At 63.8% G+C, this 17,953-nt stretch carries 17 protein-coding genes and 1 riboswitch; of the genes, 6 read left to right on the forward strand and 11 right to left on the reverse strand.

What is annotated here, in order from left to right; genetic code table 11:
- Positions 1-609 precede the first annotated feature (609 nt).
- The 4 genes from NIBR502771_RS16705 to NIBR502771_RS16720 all read right to left on the reverse strand — a co-directional run bounded on the left by NIBR502771_RS16705 (position 610) and on the right by NIBR502771_RS16720 (position 5,276).
- Positions 610-1,434 (reverse strand): M23 family metallopeptidase, encoded by an 825-nt coding sequence (locus NIBR502771_RS16705; protein WP_109863937.1) that lies wholly within the window; start codon positions 1,432-1,434, stop codon positions 610-612.
- A gap of 4 nt (positions 1,435-1,438) precedes the next feature.
- Positions 1,439-1,685: riboswitch (cyclic di-AMP (ydaO/yuaA leader) on the reverse strand.
- A 402-nt stretch (positions 1,686-2,087) separates the two neighbouring features.
- On the reverse strand, positions 2,088-2,726 hold the full coding sequence (locus tag NIBR502771_RS16710) for a hypothetical protein (RefSeq protein WP_109863938.1): 639 nt from the start codon (positions 2,724-2,726) through the stop codon (positions 2,088-2,090).
- 148 nt (positions 2,727-2,874) lie between these two features.
- A complete protein-coding gene (locus NIBR502771_RS16715; protein ID WP_246839713.1) occupies positions 2,875-4,137 on the reverse strand; it encodes a ZIP family metal transporter in 1,263 nt (420 codons plus the stop codon).
- On the reverse strand, positions 4,134-5,276 hold the full coding sequence (locus NIBR502771_RS16720; RefSeq protein ID WP_240617850.1) for a multicopper oxidase domain-containing protein: 1,143 nt from the start codon (positions 5,274-5,276) through the stop codon (positions 4,134-4,136). Before NIBR502771_RS16720 ends, NIBR502771_RS16715 begins: the two co-directional genes overlap by 4 nt.
- A 46-nt stretch (positions 5,277-5,322) precedes the next feature.
- Between NIBR502771_RS16720 and NIBR502771_RS16725 the strand changes: the two genes are divergently transcribed.
- On the forward strand, positions 5,323-5,997 hold the full coding sequence (locus NIBR502771_RS16725; protein ID WP_109863939.1) for a metal-dependent transcriptional regulator: 675 nt from the start codon (positions 5,323-5,325) through the stop codon (positions 5,995-5,997).
- Positions 5,998-6,368: 371 nt separating this feature from the next.
- Here NIBR502771_RS16725 and NIBR502771_RS16730 read toward each other — a convergent pair whose 3' ends face one another.
- From NIBR502771_RS16730 to NIBR502771_RS16755, 6 genes are all read right to left on the reverse strand, one after another.
- Positions 6,369-6,824 carry a hypothetical protein gene (locus tag NIBR502771_RS16730; RefSeq protein ID WP_165838071.1) on the reverse strand — a complete coding sequence of 152 codons (456 nt, stop codon included), beginning with the start codon at positions 6,822-6,824 and terminating at the stop codon, positions 6,369-6,371.
- Positions 6,825-6,968: 144 nt separating this feature from the next.
- Positions 6,969-8,066 (reverse strand): hypothetical protein, encoded by a 1,098-nt coding sequence (locus tag NIBR502771_RS16735; RefSeq protein WP_109863940.1) that lies wholly within the window; start codon positions 8,064-8,066, stop codon positions 6,969-6,971.
- Positions 8,067-8,555: 489 nt separating this feature from the next.
- Positions 8,556-8,864 carry a hypothetical protein gene (locus tag NIBR502771_RS16740; RefSeq protein ID WP_109863942.1) on the reverse strand — a complete coding sequence of 103 codons (309 nt, stop codon included), beginning with the start codon at positions 8,862-8,864 and terminating at the stop codon, positions 8,556-8,558.
- A 286-nt stretch (positions 8,865-9,150) separates the two neighbouring features.
- The gene (locus NIBR502771_RS16745) at positions 9,151-10,080 is read right to left on the reverse strand and encodes a TIGR01906 family membrane protein (RefSeq protein WP_109863943.1); all 930 of its coding nucleotides are present in this window, start codon (positions 10,078-10,080) and stop codon (positions 9,151-9,153) included.
- A gap of 803 nt (positions 10,081-10,883) precedes the next feature.
- On the reverse strand, positions 10,884-11,378 hold the full coding sequence (locus tag NIBR502771_RS16750; RefSeq protein WP_109863944.1) for a DUF3515 domain-containing protein: 495 nt from the start codon (positions 11,376-11,378) through the stop codon (positions 10,884-10,886).
- A gap of 553 nt (positions 11,379-11,931) precedes the next feature.
- The gene (locus tag NIBR502771_RS16755; protein WP_141160721.1) at positions 11,932-12,384 is read right to left on the reverse strand and encodes a hypothetical protein; all 453 of its coding nucleotides are present in this window, start codon (positions 12,382-12,384) and stop codon (positions 11,932-11,934) included.
- A gap of 195 nt (positions 12,385-12,579) precedes the next feature.
- Between NIBR502771_RS16755 and NIBR502771_RS20745 the strand changes: the two genes are divergently transcribed.
- From NIBR502771_RS20745 to NIBR502771_RS21295, 3 genes are all read left to right on the forward strand, one after another.
- Positions 12,580-12,753 (forward strand): hypothetical protein, encoded by a 174-nt coding sequence (locus NIBR502771_RS20745; RefSeq protein ID WP_165838072.1) that lies wholly within the window; start codon positions 12,580-12,582, stop codon positions 12,751-12,753.
- A 303-nt stretch (positions 12,754-13,056) separates the two neighbouring features.
- On the forward strand, positions 13,057-13,761 hold the full coding sequence (locus NIBR502771_RS16760; RefSeq protein ID WP_109863947.1) for a DedA family protein: 705 nt from the start codon (positions 13,057-13,059) through the stop codon (positions 13,759-13,761).
- Between the two features lie 389 nt (positions 13,762-14,150).
- Positions 14,151-14,366 carry a DUF3817 domain-containing protein gene (locus NIBR502771_RS21295; RefSeq protein WP_165838073.1) on the forward strand — a complete coding sequence of 72 codons (216 nt, stop codon included), beginning with the start codon at positions 14,151-14,153 and terminating at the stop codon, positions 14,364-14,366.
- A 37-nt stretch (positions 14,367-14,403) separates the two neighbouring features.
- Here NIBR502771_RS21295 and NIBR502771_RS16765 read toward each other — a convergent pair whose 3' ends face one another.
- Positions 14,404-15,717: a type II restriction endonuclease gene (locus NIBR502771_RS16765; RefSeq protein WP_240617851.1), complete on the reverse strand. Its 1,314-nt coding sequence runs from the start codon at positions 15,715-15,717 to the stop codon at positions 14,404-14,406.
- Positions 15,718-16,804: 1,087 nt separating this feature from the next.
- On the opposite strand from NIBR502771_RS16765, the gene NIBR502771_RS16770 reads away from it, so the two are divergent.
- Together NIBR502771_RS16770 and NIBR502771_RS16775 are read left to right on the forward strand one after the other, a co-directional pair.
- On the forward strand, positions 16,805-17,176 hold the full coding sequence (locus tag NIBR502771_RS16770) for a DUF305 domain-containing protein (RefSeq protein WP_246839915.1): 372 nt from the start codon (positions 16,805-16,807) through the stop codon (positions 17,174-17,176).
- The gene (locus NIBR502771_RS16775; protein WP_109863949.1) at positions 17,173-17,922 is read left to right on the forward strand and encodes a cytochrome c biogenesis CcdA family protein; all 750 of its coding nucleotides are present in this window, start codon (positions 17,173-17,175) and stop codon (positions 17,920-17,922) included. The genes NIBR502771_RS16770 and NIBR502771_RS16775 overlap by 4 nt, the downstream gene beginning before the upstream one ends.
- Positions 17,923-17,953 lie beyond the last annotated feature (31 nt).

The raw sequence follows: 17,953 nt of genomic DNA on the forward strand, positions 1-17,953 counted from the left end.
GCCGACCCTGCCCAGCATGTCATCGGCGTGGCGGAAAGATGCTCGGCACGGGCTCGGCGTTGGACCGCTAGGTCCTGTGCGAAAGCGCCCCAGCTTCGGTGATCCCGGCCCGGAGTCCGTCCGGCTGCAGGGCATCTCTCCGTTCGCATCAGCGGCAACTTTTGCCCTCATCGCCAGGAGCCAGCGCCAGAGATCGCATCAGATCCCGACGCTCCACGGTAGAGCCGCGCACCAGCCCGGACTGTGGCCGTCAGGACGACCCGGGTTTTCCGGGAACGTGGACTGCGCCGAACTCAGTGATCATTTCCACTTCTTCCAGCGTCAGGAGTGCCGGCAGCTCAGGCGCACGGCCATCCCGGCTACCTCTGACGTGCAGCGAGTGCACTGGGCCATATGCAGCGCCTACATCTGCGGCATTACCGGGAATATCTTGTCCCGGCACACCGGCTACGAAATCGGACATCACCAGGGCCGTCCTGAAAGCCTGTCAGACCGTCTGCACGGACTCCCGGACGAGTGCGAATCGCATGCACGAGCACATTGGCGTATCTGCATGGAAGCCGGCCGCCGCTGCGAGCAAGCTTGCGCGGAGCCCGCTATCAGTTGAATTTAGAGCCAGCCGGTGGGGTCGACAACTTTCCCGTTGACTTCAACCTCGAAGTGGAGGTGGCAGCCGGTGGAGGCGCCCGTGGTCCCACTGAAGGCCACCACGTCTCCCCGGGATACTGCCTGCCCCTTGGTCACGTTGAAGGAAGACAGGTGGTTGTATGTGGTTTTCAGGCCGTTGCCGTGATCCACGACCACGCGGTTCCCTCCGCCATACTGGTCCCAACTTGCGAAGGTGACGGTGCCTGCGGCAGCGGCCAGGACGGAAGTGCCGCACTGGGCGACGAGGTCCTGTCCCCGATGGAAATCTCCTGAACCGCCTGTGATGGGACTGACCCGGAGCCCGAACGGCGAAACTGTGGTCATCGCAGCGAGCGGAGCGCCAAGAGTTCCAGCGGAGGCTGCGCGGGTGAGGGCACCGGCCGACTGGGCACTGAGCAGTTGTTTCAACTTGCCGTCCGGGTCCGCCTTCGTGGCTACCGGGGAGCGGCTGAAGTCGATTCGAGCTCCCGGCGCCGCGGAAATTTCAGGCTGTGGGGCGGCGGAAACGGCGGACGCGGCCTGAACGGGTTCCTGGGCGGCCATCACAGGGCCGGTCACCGGAACAGTCACGGTGAGTGCCAGGCCCGTTGCTGCCAACGCGATGCCGCCCTTCTGGCCGATACCGCTGGAGGCGGCGAAATCAGTGATCTGGCGGAAGGGTCCCCGGCGACGGCGTGCTTCTCGCTGCGGATCGCGGGGCCTGTCCGCGGTAAACACCTCGGTCGCCCGGCGCGCCGAAGCGGGGCCTGTCGCGCGTCGGCGGCCCCTGGAGTATTGCCTGGCCAAGATTTTTTCCTCTCCGGGTAAGCCTGCGAAGTTAGCTGTCGGATTCGGGTCAGAGAGTTCAAAGACCCGGTCCGCCGTAACAAGCACTCTGCGCAGAGATGTCCCCGGAAGGATTTTTAGCTGGATGAGGGCTTGCTGCTGACGGACTTCACCCCAAGGCAGTCCTGCGACTGCCGGTTATGGTTCCTCCGCCTCTGCCAGTTGGTGACTCGTGCACCTGATCCGCTGGCAGAGCTTGGCTCCGGATCAGGTAACGCTTTGGTATCGATGCTTCAGGCTCCACTATAGCTGACTAATCGGACCGTAATCGTTCCGTTAGCTTTGCGGAAGGGGCGTCACGGCATTACGTGCGCCGGGTCAGCGCAACTGGAGGAGTCGGGGTCTCGCCCATCCCGTGCTGCTCATCGTCGCTTAAATATGGTTAAGGATTCGGAACGCCATCATTTGGCCTTGACCACTATCGGCCCGTCGCCTTTGATGCCGTCTGCCGCCTTTGCCCCATGTGGCGGCGGCTGCGGAAGCTCTGACGTCGGACTTGATTCTTTCATTTGCCAGAAGGGCCCGTCCGAACCACATGAGACCGGCAATACTGACTTCACCCGCAGTTCGTTCGGGTGGAAACCTTCGCATTCTCCGGTGGGAACAGCGGATCGTCAGGGCAGCCTGGGCTTCCGCCGGGCGTCCCGGCGTCCCAGGAACACCGCCGCCCCTCCCGCCATCAGGCTCAGGATGAGAAGCACCCAGCCCCCGACCGTGAGGGCTGACGCCGCAGCCACCGCGCTGGCATCGGGCGTGGCAGGAGCAAGGGCGGCGTCAACGGCAGCGTTGGCCCACAGTCGGATGATGACGAAGAGTATCGGCGCCATCCACAACGCCCAACGCACGGTCTTGACGGCCACGTTCGTGCCGATCAGCAGGAGCCAACTGAAGCCGAAAATGAGAGGAAACAGCGTCCCCGCGGTTTTGTGGACGTAGCCGAGCTGCCCGCGGGCGTCATCGTCCATGGCAGCGCGCAGCTGCCCAACATACTCGGTGGAAAAGCCGCCCACAAGGGAATCCGGCATCGCGAGACCGCCGGACAACTGCGTCATCTGGTTCAGCGTGAGCAAGTGCAGGTACCAGAACAAGAAAAGGCTGGCTACGACGCCGGCAACAACGATCAGGTTGCTGTTACCTTGCGCCTTTTGCGGCGACCGGCTGGTTGTGGAGTTGATCACAGGAGGCAGTTGGTGGGCGGGGACCGTGGCTTTGCTGCCGTGTTTTTTGATGCGCTGGGCGGGAGTCTTGGCCATGGCCTCATTATCCCGCGCCAGCTTGATCCATCAGGACAACAACCTGATCGAACAGGTCGGGACCGGCGGGATGGATCCCTACTGTCTCAACGGCTGCCATGGTCAGGTGGCATGGCACAGGCCTCCGCCGGCACGGATTTGGCCGGTTTCAGGCCACGACGAGCAGGCCGGTGCCGAACATGACGGCCAGGCCTGCCACGATTCCCCCGGCGGTCAGCGGCGTGAAGGTCTTTCCTTCGGGGTCCTTGAGCATTGGCAGGAGCTTGACAGCGACCTGGCCGACGGCCCCGGCGCCGAGACCGAGGAGGAATGCGCCCAGGGTGGGCTGGTACACGGTGGAGCCGATCAGTGCCCCGAGCACGGCAGGGGCGCCGGCGATCAGGCCCAGGACGGCGAGGCGGGCAAGGGAGGGTCTTGTTCGGGCCATGGGGGTGACGATGGCAAGGCCTTCGGTGGTGTTGTGGATGGCGAAGCCGATGATCAGGGAGGCGCCCAGGGCCAAGGAGCCCACGGCGTAGGCCGAGCCGATGGCGAGGCCCTCTCCGAGGTTGTGCAGCCCGATGCCGACGGCGATCAGCAGGGCCAGCCTGCGCGGCGAAAGTGCGGCGGGCTCCCCTGTGGTGTGCAGGTCCTGGTGCCGGCGCATCCAGGCGTCGGTCGCCTCCAGCACCAGGTAGGACAGCAGCGCCCCCAGGATCACGACGAGGGGTCCGCCGAAGGCGCTGGTGCCGGCGACGAGATCAAAGGCCTCAAGGGTGGCGTCGAAGGTCAGGAAGGCCAGCAGCCCGACGGTGACGCCGAGCAGTCCGCGCACCCAGGCGGCGGAGGAGCGCCGGACGAAAGGCATCCAGAGCATTCCCAGCGCCACCGGAATGACTCCGACGTAGACGCCGAGCAGTGCCATCAGGCCGAAAAAGGAGCCGTCGCGTTCGGGGCTCAGCGCGGCGGCGTCGATGGCGGCGGGGATCTTGCCCCCGATGGAGGTCACCAGGGCGATCTCGTAGGGGTCCCCGTCCACCCAGTGGTAGCTGACGGTGATGGTGCTGGTCTGCAGCGGGGCCATGGTCTCGGTGGTCTGGGTGAAGGCTGCGTAGTAGTCCGAGACGTCGACCTGGGCGATGGCCACCGGGTCCGGGCCTTCGTTGCGGACAGTGATGATGATCTGGCCCGGGGTCAGCCGGACGTCCTCCACCGCCACTTCTTCCTTGGGTGGAACTCCCTGGCCGAGCCGGGACAGGCCCGGGCCGTTCAGCAGGGAAAACAGGCCCAGGAGGACGGCTATCAGGACCAGGGGTCCGAGACCGAGCAGCCACCGGGGTTTCGGCCGCCGGACGACTGTCTGATCTGTTGACCTGGATGCCGACGCTGACGTTGATGCCGGTGCGGCGGGTGTGGTGTGCGTGCGTGTCATGATGCGCTCACCTCGAAGAAGCCCATCCAGCCCAGTTCGGCGAATTCGGTCTTGTGCGCGTGGAACATGTACTTGCCCGGATACGGGAAGCGCAGCTCAAGCATGCCGCGCTGGCCCTGAACCTGGGAGATGGTGTCCGTGTATTCGCTCGGTGTCAGCATGGTCCCGGTGGGGTAGTAATGGAAGAAGTTCCCGTGGACGTGGAACGAGTTGATCGGGTCGTATTCCAGCACGTTGATCAGGTGGATCCGCACGAGTTCGTTCTGTTTGACCTGGACCGGGTAGTCCATGAAGTGGAAGGGCAAGCCGTTGACGGAGTAGAACTCGTTGTCGTCCCCGCCGTCGGTGTTGTAGCCGTTCATGACCATCACCATCTCGTCATCGGCCTTGGGCCGGCCCTCCTTGGGTTCGATAATGAAGGCCCCGTAGAGGCCTTTGGCGATATGCGGGGCCAGCGGTGACTGGTGGCAGTGGTACAGGTGCGTGCCAAACGGGGTCGCATTGAACTCGTAAGTGAAGCTCTGCCCAGGGGAAATGGACCCTGGGCCGATTCCCGGAGTGCCGTCCATTTCGGCCCTGTGGACACCGTGGAAATGCATCGTGTGCGGGTGCGCCCCTGCGTTGGTGAAGTTGATCCGCAGCGCATCGCCTTCCCGGGCCCAGAGCGAGGGTCCGGGGATCCGGCCGTTATAGCTCCAGCCCGGAAACGTCACCCCCGGAGCGATCTCGAAATCCTTGTCCACCGCCACGATGTCCCACTCCCGCAGGGTCCGCCCGTCCGGCAGGGTGCTGGTTTTGCCGCGGTCAAAGTCCCGCAGGATGGACGAAGGGTCAATCCCTGCCCGCTCCACGGGCACCGATCCGGTGGGGAATCCGGCATGCCCGGCCTGTGTCATCGCCACCGATGCCGGGGTGCCTGCGTTCGCAGGCTTGTTGGCGGCCGGTGGCTGCATGGCGCCGTGATTCATGCCTTCCGGACCTGAGGTTTCCCCCGGGCCTTTGGGTTCCGGTGCGGTAAAGGCCGACAGCGCGGGCACGGCAGCAAAGGCGGCGGCACCGGACAGCATCGCCCGCCTGCTCGGCATTTTGGACTTTGCCGATTTCAGGGCGTCCACAGGACCTCCATCTTCAAACATCATTGTTTGAGAAGTCTAACATTCATGTTTTGTTGATAAAATCTCTGTTATGCCTGTTTCCGACCTGACCCATTCCGCCCAGGACTACCTCAAGCTGATCTGGACCGCCACCGAATGGTCCGCCACGCCGATCACCATTAGGGTCATGGCCGAGCGCTTGGGGGTGACCCCGCCCACGGTCTCCGACGGAATCCGGAAACTGGCCCGGCAGGGACTCCTCTCCCACGCCCCCTACGGCAGCATCGAACTGACCGATCTCGGACGGGAGCATGCACTCACCATGGTCCGTAGGCACCGGCTGCTGGAGACGTTCCTGGTCGAGGTGCTCCACTATGGCTGGGATGAAGTCCATGACGAGGCCGAAGTGCTCGAGCACGCGGTGTCGGACGCCCTGATCGAGAGAATCGACGCCCACCTCGGCCATCCCACGCATGACCCGCACGGTGACCCGATCCCGACTGCGGACGGTCAGCCCCATCTTCCGGCCGCCGGCCAGCTAACCACCGTGACCCCCGTCCGCGGCGTCACCATCACCAGGATCTCGGACGCCAACCCGGACATGCTCCGATACTTCTCCGAACTTGGACTCCGGCCAAACACACGATTGACCGTCCTCGGCCAGCGCCCCTACGCCGACGTCACCAGCGTCCGCGTTGAGGACAGCGGAAACGAAATCGATCTCGGATCGGCCGCGGCCGCTTCGATCTGGGTTGTCTCCAGCTAACGGGCCGTTTTAGATCTTTCGCATGCACAACGTTTTCGTTCCGGCCAGAACCAGGACGTGACTGTTGGTGACCGGATCCAAGCCGTAAGGGAGCCTGAGGGGGGTGGTTGCGTGCGTCGGGGGATCGAGGCCCGCACGATGGCACTTATCTCCGCGCCCACGGGCACACCCCTGACAATGACGGCAGTCCTGGTCCAGGGCTGCGCACACTGTGTAGCCCTCTCCGGATACCGGGCCAGCGGTATGCTGCGGTTTTGTTGAATGAGTTTTGGGCCACCGGAACCCCCTCCCGCAAGGCCTGGTCTTGGTGCCATGGTCCTGATCGGTGCCGGAATCGTTCTCAACGTGGTCGGATGCTCAGTGGGTGCGGCTCAGGCCTGACGCACGCCGTCGGCGTCCAGGAGAAGGTTTGCGGTGATGAACTTTGGGCACTGCGTGAGCTTGGGCGTGAAGGTAATCGTGCGGACGGGCAACGGTGACCCATCGGCGCCGACACCCGACACCGTGGCGTCAATAGGATCCTCCGTGATCAGATCCAGCCAAAGGTGGCCATAGAGTGTCCCGTCGGGAGACGCGGTCGGAGGGCACACGGCATCAGGGCCCTCGCAGCCTTCGTTCACGGGCTTGGTGCCGGCAGCCAGCGCCAGGTCACCCTCCTTGCACACCCCGGACTGGCATGCCTTCAGGTGGACAATGCGCACCGCCGGGACATAGCTTTGCAGGACAGTCACCGTCACCACAGGGGCCTGGGCAATCGCAGGGCATGACGTGACCGGTGACACGCATGCCGCGGCCAGCAAAGCTGTGGCCAGCCAAATCCTGCGCATGCTTCAGCGTAGATACGGTGCGCCGATCCCGGGCACCCCCACCGCATCCAGGTATGCGGAACCGCCATCGAGACCGGATCTTTACGGACTGTCCTTCAACAGCGCCCCGGATATTCGGTGCCGCTGGCTCCTTGCCAGAACTGCTTACTCCGGTGACCTGGCCACATTCGACGATGTCATTCCAAGGACGAAGACGGCGGCGAAGGACACCCCCGCTGAGACGATCACTACTCCTGTAACCATCTCCGGAGACCACAGAACGGGTTCTGCGGCGGCCACCGCAACAAGCTGTCCCGGCCAGAGCAGCAGAGGCAGCAGGGGTGCCATTACGAGTTCCCGAACCCGCACAGAGGCACCAAGCCCACCCAAACCTGCAAGCGCGAGGTCAGCGCCCGCGCCCGCGGCCGCGGCGGCCATGATGACGCCGGGGTTGGGGAAGTCCGCCAGGACGGAGGCCAAGAGGGCAAGTGATGTGACGAGGAAGGTCACTGTTCCCGGGACGGCCAGTCCGAAACGAATCAGGAGCGCCAGGGGAACCACGATGACCAGCGACGTCACGAGGTAGCTGGCAAGACCGGCGGACGCGATCGCCTCTCCCGTTATGTGTTCAGCTGTTCCTTCGGGGGCATGTGATATGGCCATGGTCGCCTGGTCCGCCAGAAACCCGGACAGGTAGCTGAGGGCGAAAGCGGCGACGGCGGTTATCGCCGTTACGGCGAGCAGGACAGGAACTCCCGTCAGCCGTGAGGATGAACCGGCCCGCAGCCGGGAAGCCCTGATGGGTCCGGAGAACAACAAGGCGCCCCCGGCGAACAAGACCAGATGCGTGGGACTGAGCAGGGCGTCGATTCCGAACTCCACACCGAAAAGCTGGTGCCAGACCATGTCGGAGATGCCTCCCACGCCAAAGACGGCGGCGCCCGCAACGGCGTGCCCATAGCCGGCGGGAACAACGGCCAGGCGGGCCACTCGCTGGCGAGCGGCCGCGCGCCTGCCAAGCACGGCCAGCCATCCCACGAGCATCAACAGGCCCCCATACAGGAAGGCATGCCATGGAGTGAAGAAGGAATCAGGCAGGCCAAGAACATGGGCACGCCCATCCAGGTATACGGCGGTCACAATCAGAAGACCAAGAACCGATGTGACCAGATCCTCGGCCACCAGTGTGGGCACCGCCCGCCCTGGCACGGCGCCGCTGTGCTGAGCGGACGACGAGGACTCGCTGCTGGACCGCACCTTCATGAAGGACCTCCTCTGTTGGCTTCCGGAAGGGACGGGTCTTCGCCTGGCTCTGCCAACACCGCCAAGGTATACCGCTGGGCGGCGTATCGGTCAACGGGCTTTTGGGGCCGTGCTGGAAACAGTACGTTCGTGGGTTTAGCCGATGCATCGAGATCCGGTCTGGTACGGGAAGGCCGCGCTTGAGGGTCGTCAGGGGTTTGGACAAAGGCGTCCCCGCACTTGGGGACGCGGGTGCCTGCGTGGACCTGGGCGAATTTGCTGACAATCTGCCCGGCGCTGTTGAGTTCAACCCCGATATATTGATGATGAACGCCGCGTCGGACCAGCCAGCGAAGGTGCAGACGTACGCTGCACCGGCGAACCCGCTGCCGCTTGGACTACTCCTCGCCGCTCTTCGATCTGGGGGCGGTCCTTGCCTCGACGGCTAACCCGGTCCGCTTTCCCGGAAAGAATCAGGAATGATCCGTTTTCGACCGCCGACGGCCGGCCTCAGGCACCTGAGTTTCTGGCCCGGCGCTGCGCCACGTAGAAGATGCCCCCGCCCAGTGCCAGCAGCGCGGCCGCGATCCCCGCGACCAGGGGCGCGTTCTCATCATTGGGTCCTCTGACCTGATCCGGGACGGCAGCTGCCGGCGCCGTGGCCGGCGGGGAGGTGGCCGCAGATGCGGAACCGGATGACATGGCGGAGCCGCCATGGTTCATGCCGGGCATGCTGCCGCCGGAGCCATCTGAGCAGCCAGCCAGCGCGATGGCTGCGGCGATCGCAGCGGCCGGGATGGTCATGTACTTCTTGTTCATGAAAATTTCCTTCAAGACATCAACAGACGCTGGGCGCCATCGTCAAAGCGCACGCCAGCTGAGTGCAGGGTTTCTAAAATCCTGACCGGTGTACGGGTATCGGCTGGCAGCAGAGGGTTCATAAAGAGGCCGGAGCGATGGCAGCAATCGGCCGGCATCGGGTCTGATGGGTGGTGGAAAGTTTGGCTGGGCTCGTGTCTTTCGAGGCCTTGTCCGTTGACGTTGCGATTCAGAGGTATCTCCGTGCCAGTTCACCCAGTCTGAACAGGATGCCGGCCGGACAAGTTCACCGGGCATGCGCTGTCATGCCTCTGTTGCCGTCCTCGGGAAGTCGTGGCCGCCGGACGGGCCAGCCGAAGGCAACAGTGAGCGTGGTGACGAGGAACACGAGGGCGGCGATCGTCATCGCCGCGTCGGTCCAGAACTGTTCGGGAAACAGCCTGATCAGCGTGTCATCTACCCGGAACGTCCAGGTACCGGCGGCGAAGAACAACGCATGGATCTGAGTAAAGAAAGCTTCCCAGGCCAGGACCGCAAAAACCGTCAGCGCCACGATCAGGGCCAGCGTCAGCGCCGCCCCGGAGAACAGGGCCCTTCGGACCGCTCCGTGATACTTGCGGGCGAGGTACACGCACGAGGCTACAGCGGCCAGAAGCATCACGAACGCCACGAGGAAGGAGACCGAGAGGACACCCTTGACGTCCGCCATGTGTCCCACTTCGCTTTCAAGGAACAACCTTCCGCCCTCTGCGTTCACGAGTCTGCCGAGGTATCCGGCCGGGGCGAGGTTCAGAACATAATCGAGTGTGTAAGAGCCGTAGATCAGGCGTTCTTCGGTGGAAAAGCCGAAGCTGTCAGCCGGAAATCCGGGGCGCTGGTATTCGACCCAGAGGAACAACGGCGAAGTCACAGCCCGGACGGCACCGGCGACCACAATCACCGGGAAGAACACCGCCACAAGGACCTGAAGGAATCGTCGGAACAGGGATCCTGGGACGGCCGCGTGCCCCCTCGAAGGTGCGCTGTCTGCGCTGGTGGGCAAGTCGCTGGTTGATCCCCCGATGCCCGGCCCGGCTGTCGCTGGGCGGACCGGATCCCCGGGGCGGCCGGTGATGTCGCCGGCGGTTTCCTGGCCTCCCGCCAGCGGTTGTGGCGGAATCCCGGGAGCGTCTCGCGGGGATTCCATGGTCCTGCGGGGGTTTTCAGATCCGGCCATATGGATTCTCCTTGACTGTGCGCCGTCACACCACGCACATCAGTGCGACTTCTTCTTCCAACAAGGCTACAGGTCTCCATAGCCGCCGCGCTTTCGATTCCGCAAGAGCCGGCCGCCGCACGGAAGGGTCCACCGTTCCCGCCTGCCGTGCCAACTCCTTTTACGGAACGGCGGGAACCAGCCGCCTCGACGCCATGGATGGTCACCGTTGACCGGTCGAGGAAGTCCAGCATCACAATTGAGAACCGGGATCCGCCCACCCAAGAATTCGGACCGCCAAGGGATCACGGTTTTCGATGGGCATCAGCGCGGACTTCTCGAGCCACACCAGATGCGACCTTCCGAACCCTGGGTCCGGGCCGTTCTCTTATTCGGCAACACAACCGAATCCGTACAGGAAAAACTGCCGGTCTTGACCGCGAAATTAATCTTCGTCGTGAGTCCTTGGCTCGGCCTGCGAAGTCGAGCGTGACCAGGTAGCCCCTGAGTGCCAGTTGATTGATCGTCCTGGCCCTGCTCCGCCCCGACGACTTCGGCATAAACGCAGTTCACGCTGTGGCACACCGGTGAACCCGAAACTTCAGCACCCTGAAGTTTCTTGGCGCCGGGTCCAGCGCAGCGCGCGTAGAATTCGCCAGCCGTAGCCGCATGCTGCACAGCCAACTGGGAACCCAGGACCGAAGCCGCTACGGTCCGGCCCTTCACGGTCATTGACCGGAGTCACCGCGAGGGAGGGGTGCGTTTGGCCGGATCTGCATGCTTGGCGAGGTCTGTGGGACGCACTGTGGCGGCTCTTTCCTACCTCATCTGGTGTCTTCCTGCCCGAGGCACCTCCTTGTTGCCGGGATCTTTCCAACCGCATCGGCAAGATCGGCCAGGACTGTTGCCGAACTGATCTTGTCCGGATCCATCAGGATTTCCGTAGCAGGCTCGCGGCCGAAGGTGGTCAGTGTCCACACCGGGTCCCCTTCCTTGATAACCCAGTCGATGCCGTTGACGCTGACGCACCTGTCAGTTGTGGGGCCAGGTACGTTGACACCGCAGCGGAGGATCACGCGGGATGGATCTCCCCAGGCGGACGTGGCCTGGCTGTTGGTCTTGCGTAGGGTGGCATCCCCGATAGCGTCGGGAAGAGCCACCATCATCGGTGCACAAGCGGGGTTTGCCGCATCCTTCGCGGGTGTTACGTCCACGACTGGGGAGCAGGCTGTGATCACAACCAGGATTGCCGCTGCTGCTGGAAGACCGAACCATCGGATGGGACCACTGACGGTGGTAATTTTGTGGAGCGGGCGCATTTGTCCACCCTATCCGGTGCGTGGGATGGCCCCCGCGCTGGGCCCGGAAGGATATATGGCAGCCGGCTTTTGAGGCTGAAACTGCCGTTTCAAAGCGAAACGTGGGCATCCCGAACACGTAAAGGCACATCCAAAATCTGGGGATTCCTGCCATGTTCGAGGGTACAAGCGCCGGTTTCGATGCCCTGCTCGGTGGTCCGCATGCCCAGGCAAGCGCGGGTCGGTTCATTTCAACCAGCTGACTCCGGACCATCCCGAAATTCGTGCCTCGGTCGTTACTTCTCCCTCTTCCGGCGAGGGTGCCTAGCCCCAGGGGAAAGACCTATCCACCCCCTGCGGCCGGTCAGCAGCACTCAGGGGCGCCCCGCTCCCCCGGTTATCTGCGCGCGCAACCCGAAGGAGCCGCAGTCACGTTGCAGGCGTCCTGACCGTGCCGGCAACGTGTGGGCGCATTGATTCAAAGACAAAGCGGCCGGCTTTGACCGTCGTCGGCCACCAAGTAGCGGCGGGGCGCAGCCCATGAGGTCCATGGACACGGGGCGGTCATGGTTGCTCAAGGATGGGCTTTGGGGCGCCGCCGAATGATCCTGACTACGACCGCCGATGCGACGCCAATTGCCATGACAACGAACATGACGTATCCGGATGTGAACAACCATCCGGCGAACTCAGAATGCGAGGACGCTGCATCCGCCTCCGTGCTGATCGACCAGCCATAAGCTGCAGTGATAGCCGTCCACAGCCCGCCCGCGACACAGACAACCCACGAGATCGGCGACATCCATGGTTTCTTGTCCCGATACGAAAGCGCCACGCCCAGCAGCGCTATGCCTGCGACGGCCAGGACTAGGCCACTGAAGTAAAAACGGCTTGCCACTATTCCAGCGAGAACGCCCAGGGATCCAATGATGAAAAGGCGCCGGGCACCGAGCGGCATCTGGGGCCCGCCTGCACCCGTGACCGGGACCGCTTCTGACATGCGGGGCATCTCTTCCTTATCACTCATCGGGTTTCTCTATTCCTTAGTATCGTGGTTTCGGGCGTGGCCACCGAACGACCGCCCCGATGCGCCTGACACCATCTTCTTGGTGAATCCAGCACTCAAACAGTACAGACTCGCCTGCCACCCTGGTGAATCCGGGCACCCCCGACAACGCGCCGAGCGGCAGCCGCGGCCGGGGTGTTGAGCAAGACCAGGAGCATGCGGACCATCGACGTCGAGTTGTTCGACAAGACCGGCACTCTGAGCAAGGGTGGACCCGAGCTCAAGGATGTCGCCGGGGCCGGCCCGATGGGGCTGCTGAAAGCCACACTGCCCTTCATCTACAAGCACTACGCCGTGACGCGGTACGGACGCAGGCGCCTTCAAACATAACGCCCTGTCGCGGTTGGTCAGCTACCGCAGAACCTGGCCCGGCCCCAAGGATTAGTGGGCCACGTGTGGGTCGCCGCGTTGATGAGAACTCTCTGATTCCGGGCTGCACGCTTTCCGGGCAGGATAACCCCAGCCAACATCGCCCAGAGCGTGGCAGGAGATGTGGGGCTCATTGGCGGATTTCACCGCGGCGTCAAACCCGGGCGCTTCGGATCGGACCGTGCCTGGGTCACAGCCGACGCCGGGCCATGAGACACTGAAGAGCGATTTCCATCGCCTCTATTTTGTCTGGGAGATGCCCGCATGGAGATTATTAGTCAAACCGTGCTCGATGCGGCCGGACAATGGTGGATCTACCCGCTTCTGCTCGTCTTCTTCTTTGTTGACGGCTTCGCGATGGTCGTCCCCAGCGAGACCCTCATCGTCGCGCTGGCGGCCTTCTCTCGGCAAAGCGGCGAACCCAGACTGTGGATTCTTGGCGTCACCGCCCTGCTCGGAGCCATCGCGGGGGACAATACGGCCTACCTGCTCGGCCGGAAAATCGGCCTGGAGCGGTGGGGGTGGATGCGTAAACCGAAGGTCCGGAAGGTGTTTGGCTGGGCACAATATGAGCTGGAGAAGCGCGGCGCCGTGCTGATCTTCACGGCGCGTTACATCCCGTGGGGGCGCGTGGCCGTGAATTATGTTGCGGGCACCACCGCCTTTCCGCGCCGCCGGTTCTTCTTCCTGGATGCTTTCGCGTGCATCACCTGGGTGGTGTATTCGGTCGGACTCGGCATGCTGGCCGGTTCCTTCCCCTGGCTGCACAGCAACCCTTTGCTCAGCGCCGGCATAGCCGTGGCGTTCGCAGTCGTTGTGGGCATCGTCATCGACCACCTCCTGCGCTGGTGGCACAAACGCCTCGGCCGCCATGACGCCAGGCCCGCTTCGGAACCGGCGGCAAGCGGTGAGCCGGCGGACGCGGTGCCCGCATCGTTGGACGCCCCGGCCGTCAAGCCCCGAAGCTAGAAACAGCCCAGCAGACGAATCCCGGCGGCCGAACGGACGGAAAATGGACGTTGCAGCGCCGTGACCCGGACAAGGTTCTGCCACCTCTTGCACTAGCTGGCCGGGCAAGGTCCACTATGAACAGGCACGATTTCAGGGCCGCCTTCGTGCCGTGCCGACCGCGGCCACAACTCCCCTAACGGGCACGAAGAGGCCGAGCCGGAGGCAGACCCTATGCATGGCCGATGATGCGTTTGTCCGGCATTCCTTCAGCGCCTGAGGCTCCTACGGCCTTCCAAAGGATTTCTGCGTGATCCCGGGTGCTGGCCGCGGCTGAAACTGTTCATGGCTGGTGCTCATTCCGGCAATGATGGTGAAGTATTTGACGGGACAGGCTGCGGAATTCAGGTTTGGGTCCGGTCCGCGGTGCGCTGTTCCTTGCCTACGTTCTTCTGGCCCTGTTCTGGTGGCGCACGAATAATTGGACAGGAAGCGCACTGGCGATGGTTCTTGTTGATTCGGTGCTGCCAATTTCTGGGTTGCCCGGCGGACGGATCCGGACGACCAGAAGGTCGCCGTACCGACCCCGTGAGTCTTGTCTCGGCTTCGGTCCCTCGGCAGGATAGTCCTCATCCTGCAGATGCGCCGTCGTGGCCGAGATGTTCAGCCCAGGTCGCGGGCAAGCTGCTCGACAGGATGCAGGCCACGCCCGAAACGGGCTATCGCGTGCCGGTTCGTCTCGAGCTCCCCATAGGGCAGGTATCGGACGTGCAGATCAGTGATCCGGCTGAAGGCCGGTCGCCGGAGCTGGGTCCGAACTTCCTCCTCACGGGCATCCGGAGCCACGAGATACAGTGCCTCTACTGCCCCGGTTTCACCCGAGAGAGCCAGATCAAGCATGCGGACGATTCCTGAGTATATCGATGTGCTGTGCTCAACTTCGAAGGCGGCGGTCACGCTTCCGCCCGGTTCCAGCCACAGGACGTCAATGAGCCTGATGGCGCTGGCGGCGGTGCCGTTCACCAGCCCTGCCGGCAGCTCCGTCAGGCAGCCGTCGGCCAGGCGGCCTCCCGCGTAGGCTCTGCCGCGATCGTTGCTGGCGATCCACACATCGAACCCGAGCGAGAGTCCGAGGTCACGCAGCCACCCCTGCACTTCGGTGTGAGTGAGGTCATCGCGCTCCGCGACGGCCTGCGCCTTGTCCAGCCTTGCTTCCTCACGGACCCGGGCAAGGTCGGCATGCCACGCTGCCCTCGCTGCGGCTGTCTCGGGACCCGGCAGCGGTGGGGCAGGGAAACGGCCGCTCCCGATGTCGAAGAGCAAGCCGGCGATCGCGCCGAGGTCGTTCGAGAGCAAATCCCGGAATGCAGTGTTGATGGACATCACGCCCTCGCGCATGCTCAGGTATTCGTCCCAGCTTCCGAGCTTCACCTTGCTTCCGGTCAACGCGTTATAGCCCTTGACGATCGCGGTGTTGAACGGCGGCATCAGCGTGGGGTGCAGGAAATACAGCAGATTAGCGGCGGCCGGGCCCAGCCCCTTGACTTTCCGCCGGGTGAACGACCTCACTGCCGCCAGCAATTGCGCCTCCGTATTGCAGCACCGGCACGTCTCCAACATCCGGCCGAACGCCAATTGGTTCTCGCGGTCCTCATAGATGTCGGGGATCCGCAGCTTGGGTTTCCAAAGAAACGCGTGATCTGCACCCTTGAAGATCTGCCGTTGCTCGGCGACCCCATGCACCACCGTCTCAAGTGAAGAACCCCGGAAAGCGGTACCGAACGTGCCGGCCTCGATCTCCGCACTCACCAGCTCAATCCCACGGCGAAGGGAGCGGAAATTCTTGACGCGCTCAGGCCAGAGGAACCATGTCCTGTAGGTGCCGGCAGGATCCTCCCGCCAGCGTAAAACCAGCTCCCGAAGGGCGGACTCGTCAAAGGGAGACAGGGAGGGCACAGGGAAGGGATCCGGGGTCACATTCAAAGTATGGGTGAATGGCCCCGCCCTTGCTTGGAATGACGCGCAGGTCCTGAGCGGTCGAGGCAGAGCGTATGACCTGTTGAGTCGAATGTCGGACCTGCGGCAGTTCGCGACGCATCCAGGGCACGACGCATCGCTGCGGTTTTTCACCCGCCAGTCCCCCGTGGCATGCCTGTTTTCCGTGCCCGATTAGGGCGTCCGCTGAAAGCGCAGCTGCGGGGCCGGATGAAACCAGCCGCGGCCGGGTATTCGCGGACCAGGGTGAACGGCCTGCGTGTCTGACGCGACACGGTATCCTTAAACGAAATCACGCCTGTCCGGAAGGGAGGAACGCCATGTCCGCACCTGCAGCGAGCCGGTCCCTGACCCCGGCGTCCTTGCACCGTGCGGGTCTGATGGTGTTGCTGCTGGCACTCATCGCCGGAATCGTCGGAATGCACCTTTTAACCGGCACCCCTAGCGTGTCCGGAGCCGTCACAGAACCCGGACCAGCAGCACTACAGACGCTCCCGGGACAGGCATCTACACAGACTGGCCGGGCAGTTTCCCGGGCCGCGGAGCCAGCGCCCCCGGCATCGTGCAGCAGCCCCCTTGAGCCCAGCCCATGCTTCGACTTCAAGAGCTGCGCCACGATGGCCGGGATGGATGCAGTCTGCGTCCCTTCACATGACGCCGCGTCTTTGGCAGTTCCTCCGCCCGGTCTCTCTTTGGCGGTGCTATACGGCCCGGTCGCGATCGTTCCCGCGGCCGAAAGCCTTTACGTCGCCGGAAGTCCTTCTCCAGGCGACCTTTCCATCAGCAGGACGTAAAGGGCCCGGCGGCGTCGGCATTTGCCCGGCGCAGCATTTGAGCTCCAAGCCCGAAACATGTATCCCGCCTGGCGGATCTTCCCCCGCCCCTTACCGGGGCGCGTTGACAACCCCGCATGAGGCGGTCTGCTGAATTTTGAAGGACAAACCTTTCCATGGATAAGAAGTACCTATATCCTCCTCCGGCTGCCGCGATCCCCGCGGCTAGTGCCCCGGCCCTACAGCCAGCCCCGGCGGGAGCACCGGACCATCGTGCACACTGTCAGGCCGTGGAGATGAAAGACACGGTGGTCAAAAAACAGGGCAATCCGGACGCCGTCACCGCCCTGGCTACCAAAAACACGGCGCAGGCACCCGAGATCGACAAAATGACCGTGTGGCGGCAGAACCGGAACGAGCCGGCAACGAGGTCCCCGGCCTACAGCATGATTGGCATGGGGACGGAGGACATGCAAAAGCTCGACACCGCGCAGGGTGCTGACCCGTCCAAGCCCGCCCTTATCATCGCCTCCCATAAGGGGGCGGTGATGATGGTCGGGACGGAAGAATTCCGACGCCAGCCCCCGGCTCCCGGCCCGAACGTCCCCCGGTCAGCTGTGACCACGGGCGTACTCGTTGCGGCTCGCCGATGCCTCCTGATGCCATGAACATCGGCGGGTTTTTCGCGTCCACGGTCACCTCCGGTGCCTTGGTCATTGCCATACCGCTGGCCATGGTTGCCGGCCTGGTGTCTTTCCTGTCGCCTTGCATCCTGCCGCTGGTTCCCGGCTATCTCGGGTACGTGTCAGGACTGACCGACCCCACCCAGCCGCGCAACCGCCGCCGGGTCCTGGCCGGGGTCGGACTCTTCGTGCTGGGGTTCGCTGCCGTATTCACCCTCTACGGGGCCGCGTTCGGGGCCATCGGGGCCTGGCTCCTGCAGTGGCAGGACACTTTGATGCGCGTCCTTGGCGCCGTGGTGCTCCTGATGGGACTGGCGCTGCTCGGGTTCGTGCCCTGGCTGCAGCAGACCCGGAAAATATCATTTAGCCGCAGGACCGGGCTGGCCGGTGCCCCGTTGCTCGGCATTGTGTTCGGTCTCGGCTGGACACCGTGCATGGGCCCGACACTGAGTGCCGTGCTGTCGTTGAGTGTCACCACCGGAAGCGCCAGCCGCGGGGCCCTGCTCGCGTTCGCCTACTGCCTGGGCCTGGGCATTCCCTTCACCCTGACGGCCATGGGACTGGGCTGGGTCAGTTCAGCCCTGGCCTTCGTGCGCCGGCACGTCCGGATCGTCAACATCGCCGGCGCCGCCATGCTCATGATCCTCGGTGTGCTCATGGTCACCGGTGTTTGGGTGCAGTGGATCTACCAGCTGCAAAACCTCTCCGGGACTTTCCTTACCCCCATCTGACAACCGCGCGGAACGATACCTCCCGCCGCAC

It is taken from the genome of Pseudarthrobacter sp. NIBRBAC000502771 (assembly GCF_006517215.1).
Taxonomy (GTDB): domain Bacteria; phylum Actinomycetota; class Actinomycetes; order Actinomycetales; family Micrococcaceae; genus Arthrobacter; species Arthrobacter niigatensis.

Excerpts from the sequence above, each read along its gene's own strand:
- NIBR502771_RS16755 (WP_141160721.1), bottom strand. The coding sequence starts at position 12,384 with ATGAGTGATAAGGAAGAGATGCCCCGCATGTCAGAAGCGGTCCCGGTC.
- NIBR502771_RS16710 (WP_109863938.1), bottom strand. The coding sequence starts at position 2,726 with ATGGCCAAGACTCCCGCCCAGCGCATCAAAAAACACGGCAGCAAAGCC.
- NIBR502771_RS16760 (WP_109863947.1), top strand. The coding sequence starts at position 13,057 with ATGGAGATTATTAGTCAAACCGTGCTCGATGCGGCCGGACAATGGTGG.
- NIBR502771_RS16720 (WP_240617850.1), bottom strand. The coding sequence starts at position 5,276 with ATGATGTTTGAAGATGGAGGTCCTGTGGACGCCCTGAAATCGGCAAAG.
- NIBR502771_RS16750 (WP_109863944.1), bottom strand. The coding sequence starts at position 11,378 with ATGCGCCCGCTCCACAAAATTACCACCGTCAGTGGTCCCATCCGATGG.
- NIBR502771_RS16745 (WP_109863943.1), bottom strand. The coding sequence starts at position 10,080 with ATGGCCGGATCTGAAAACCCCCGCAGGACCATGGAATCCCCGCGAGAC.
- NIBR502771_RS16730 (WP_165838071.1), bottom strand. The coding sequence starts at position 6,824 with ATGCGCAGGATTTGGCTGGCCACAGCTTTGCTGGCCGCGGCATGCGTG.
- NIBR502771_RS16735 (WP_109863940.1), bottom strand. The coding sequence starts at position 8,066 with ATGAAGGTGCGGTCCAGCAGCGAGTCCTCGTCGTCCGCTCAGCACAGC.
- NIBR502771_RS16770 (WP_246839915.1), top strand. The coding sequence starts at position 16,805 with ATGAAAGACACGGTGGTCAAAAAACAGGGCAATCCGGACGCCGTCACC.
- NIBR502771_RS16715 (WP_246839713.1), bottom strand. The coding sequence starts at position 4,137 with ATGACACGCACGCACACCACACCCGCCGCACCGGCATCAACGTCAGCG.
- NIBR502771_RS16775 (WP_109863949.1), top strand. The coding sequence starts at position 17,173 with ATGAACATCGGCGGGTTTTTCGCGTCCACGGTCACCTCCGGTGCCTTG.
- NIBR502771_RS20745 (WP_165838072.1), top strand. The coding sequence starts at position 12,580 with ATGCGGACCATCGACGTCGAGTTGTTCGACAAGACCGGCACTCTGAGC.
- NIBR502771_RS16725 (WP_109863939.1), top strand. The coding sequence starts at position 5,323 with ATGCCTGTTTCCGACCTGACCCATTCCGCCCAGGACTACCTCAAGCTG.
- NIBR502771_RS16740 (WP_109863942.1), bottom strand. The coding sequence starts at position 8,864 with ATGAACAAGAAGTACATGACCATCCCGGCCGCTGCGATCGCCGCAGCC.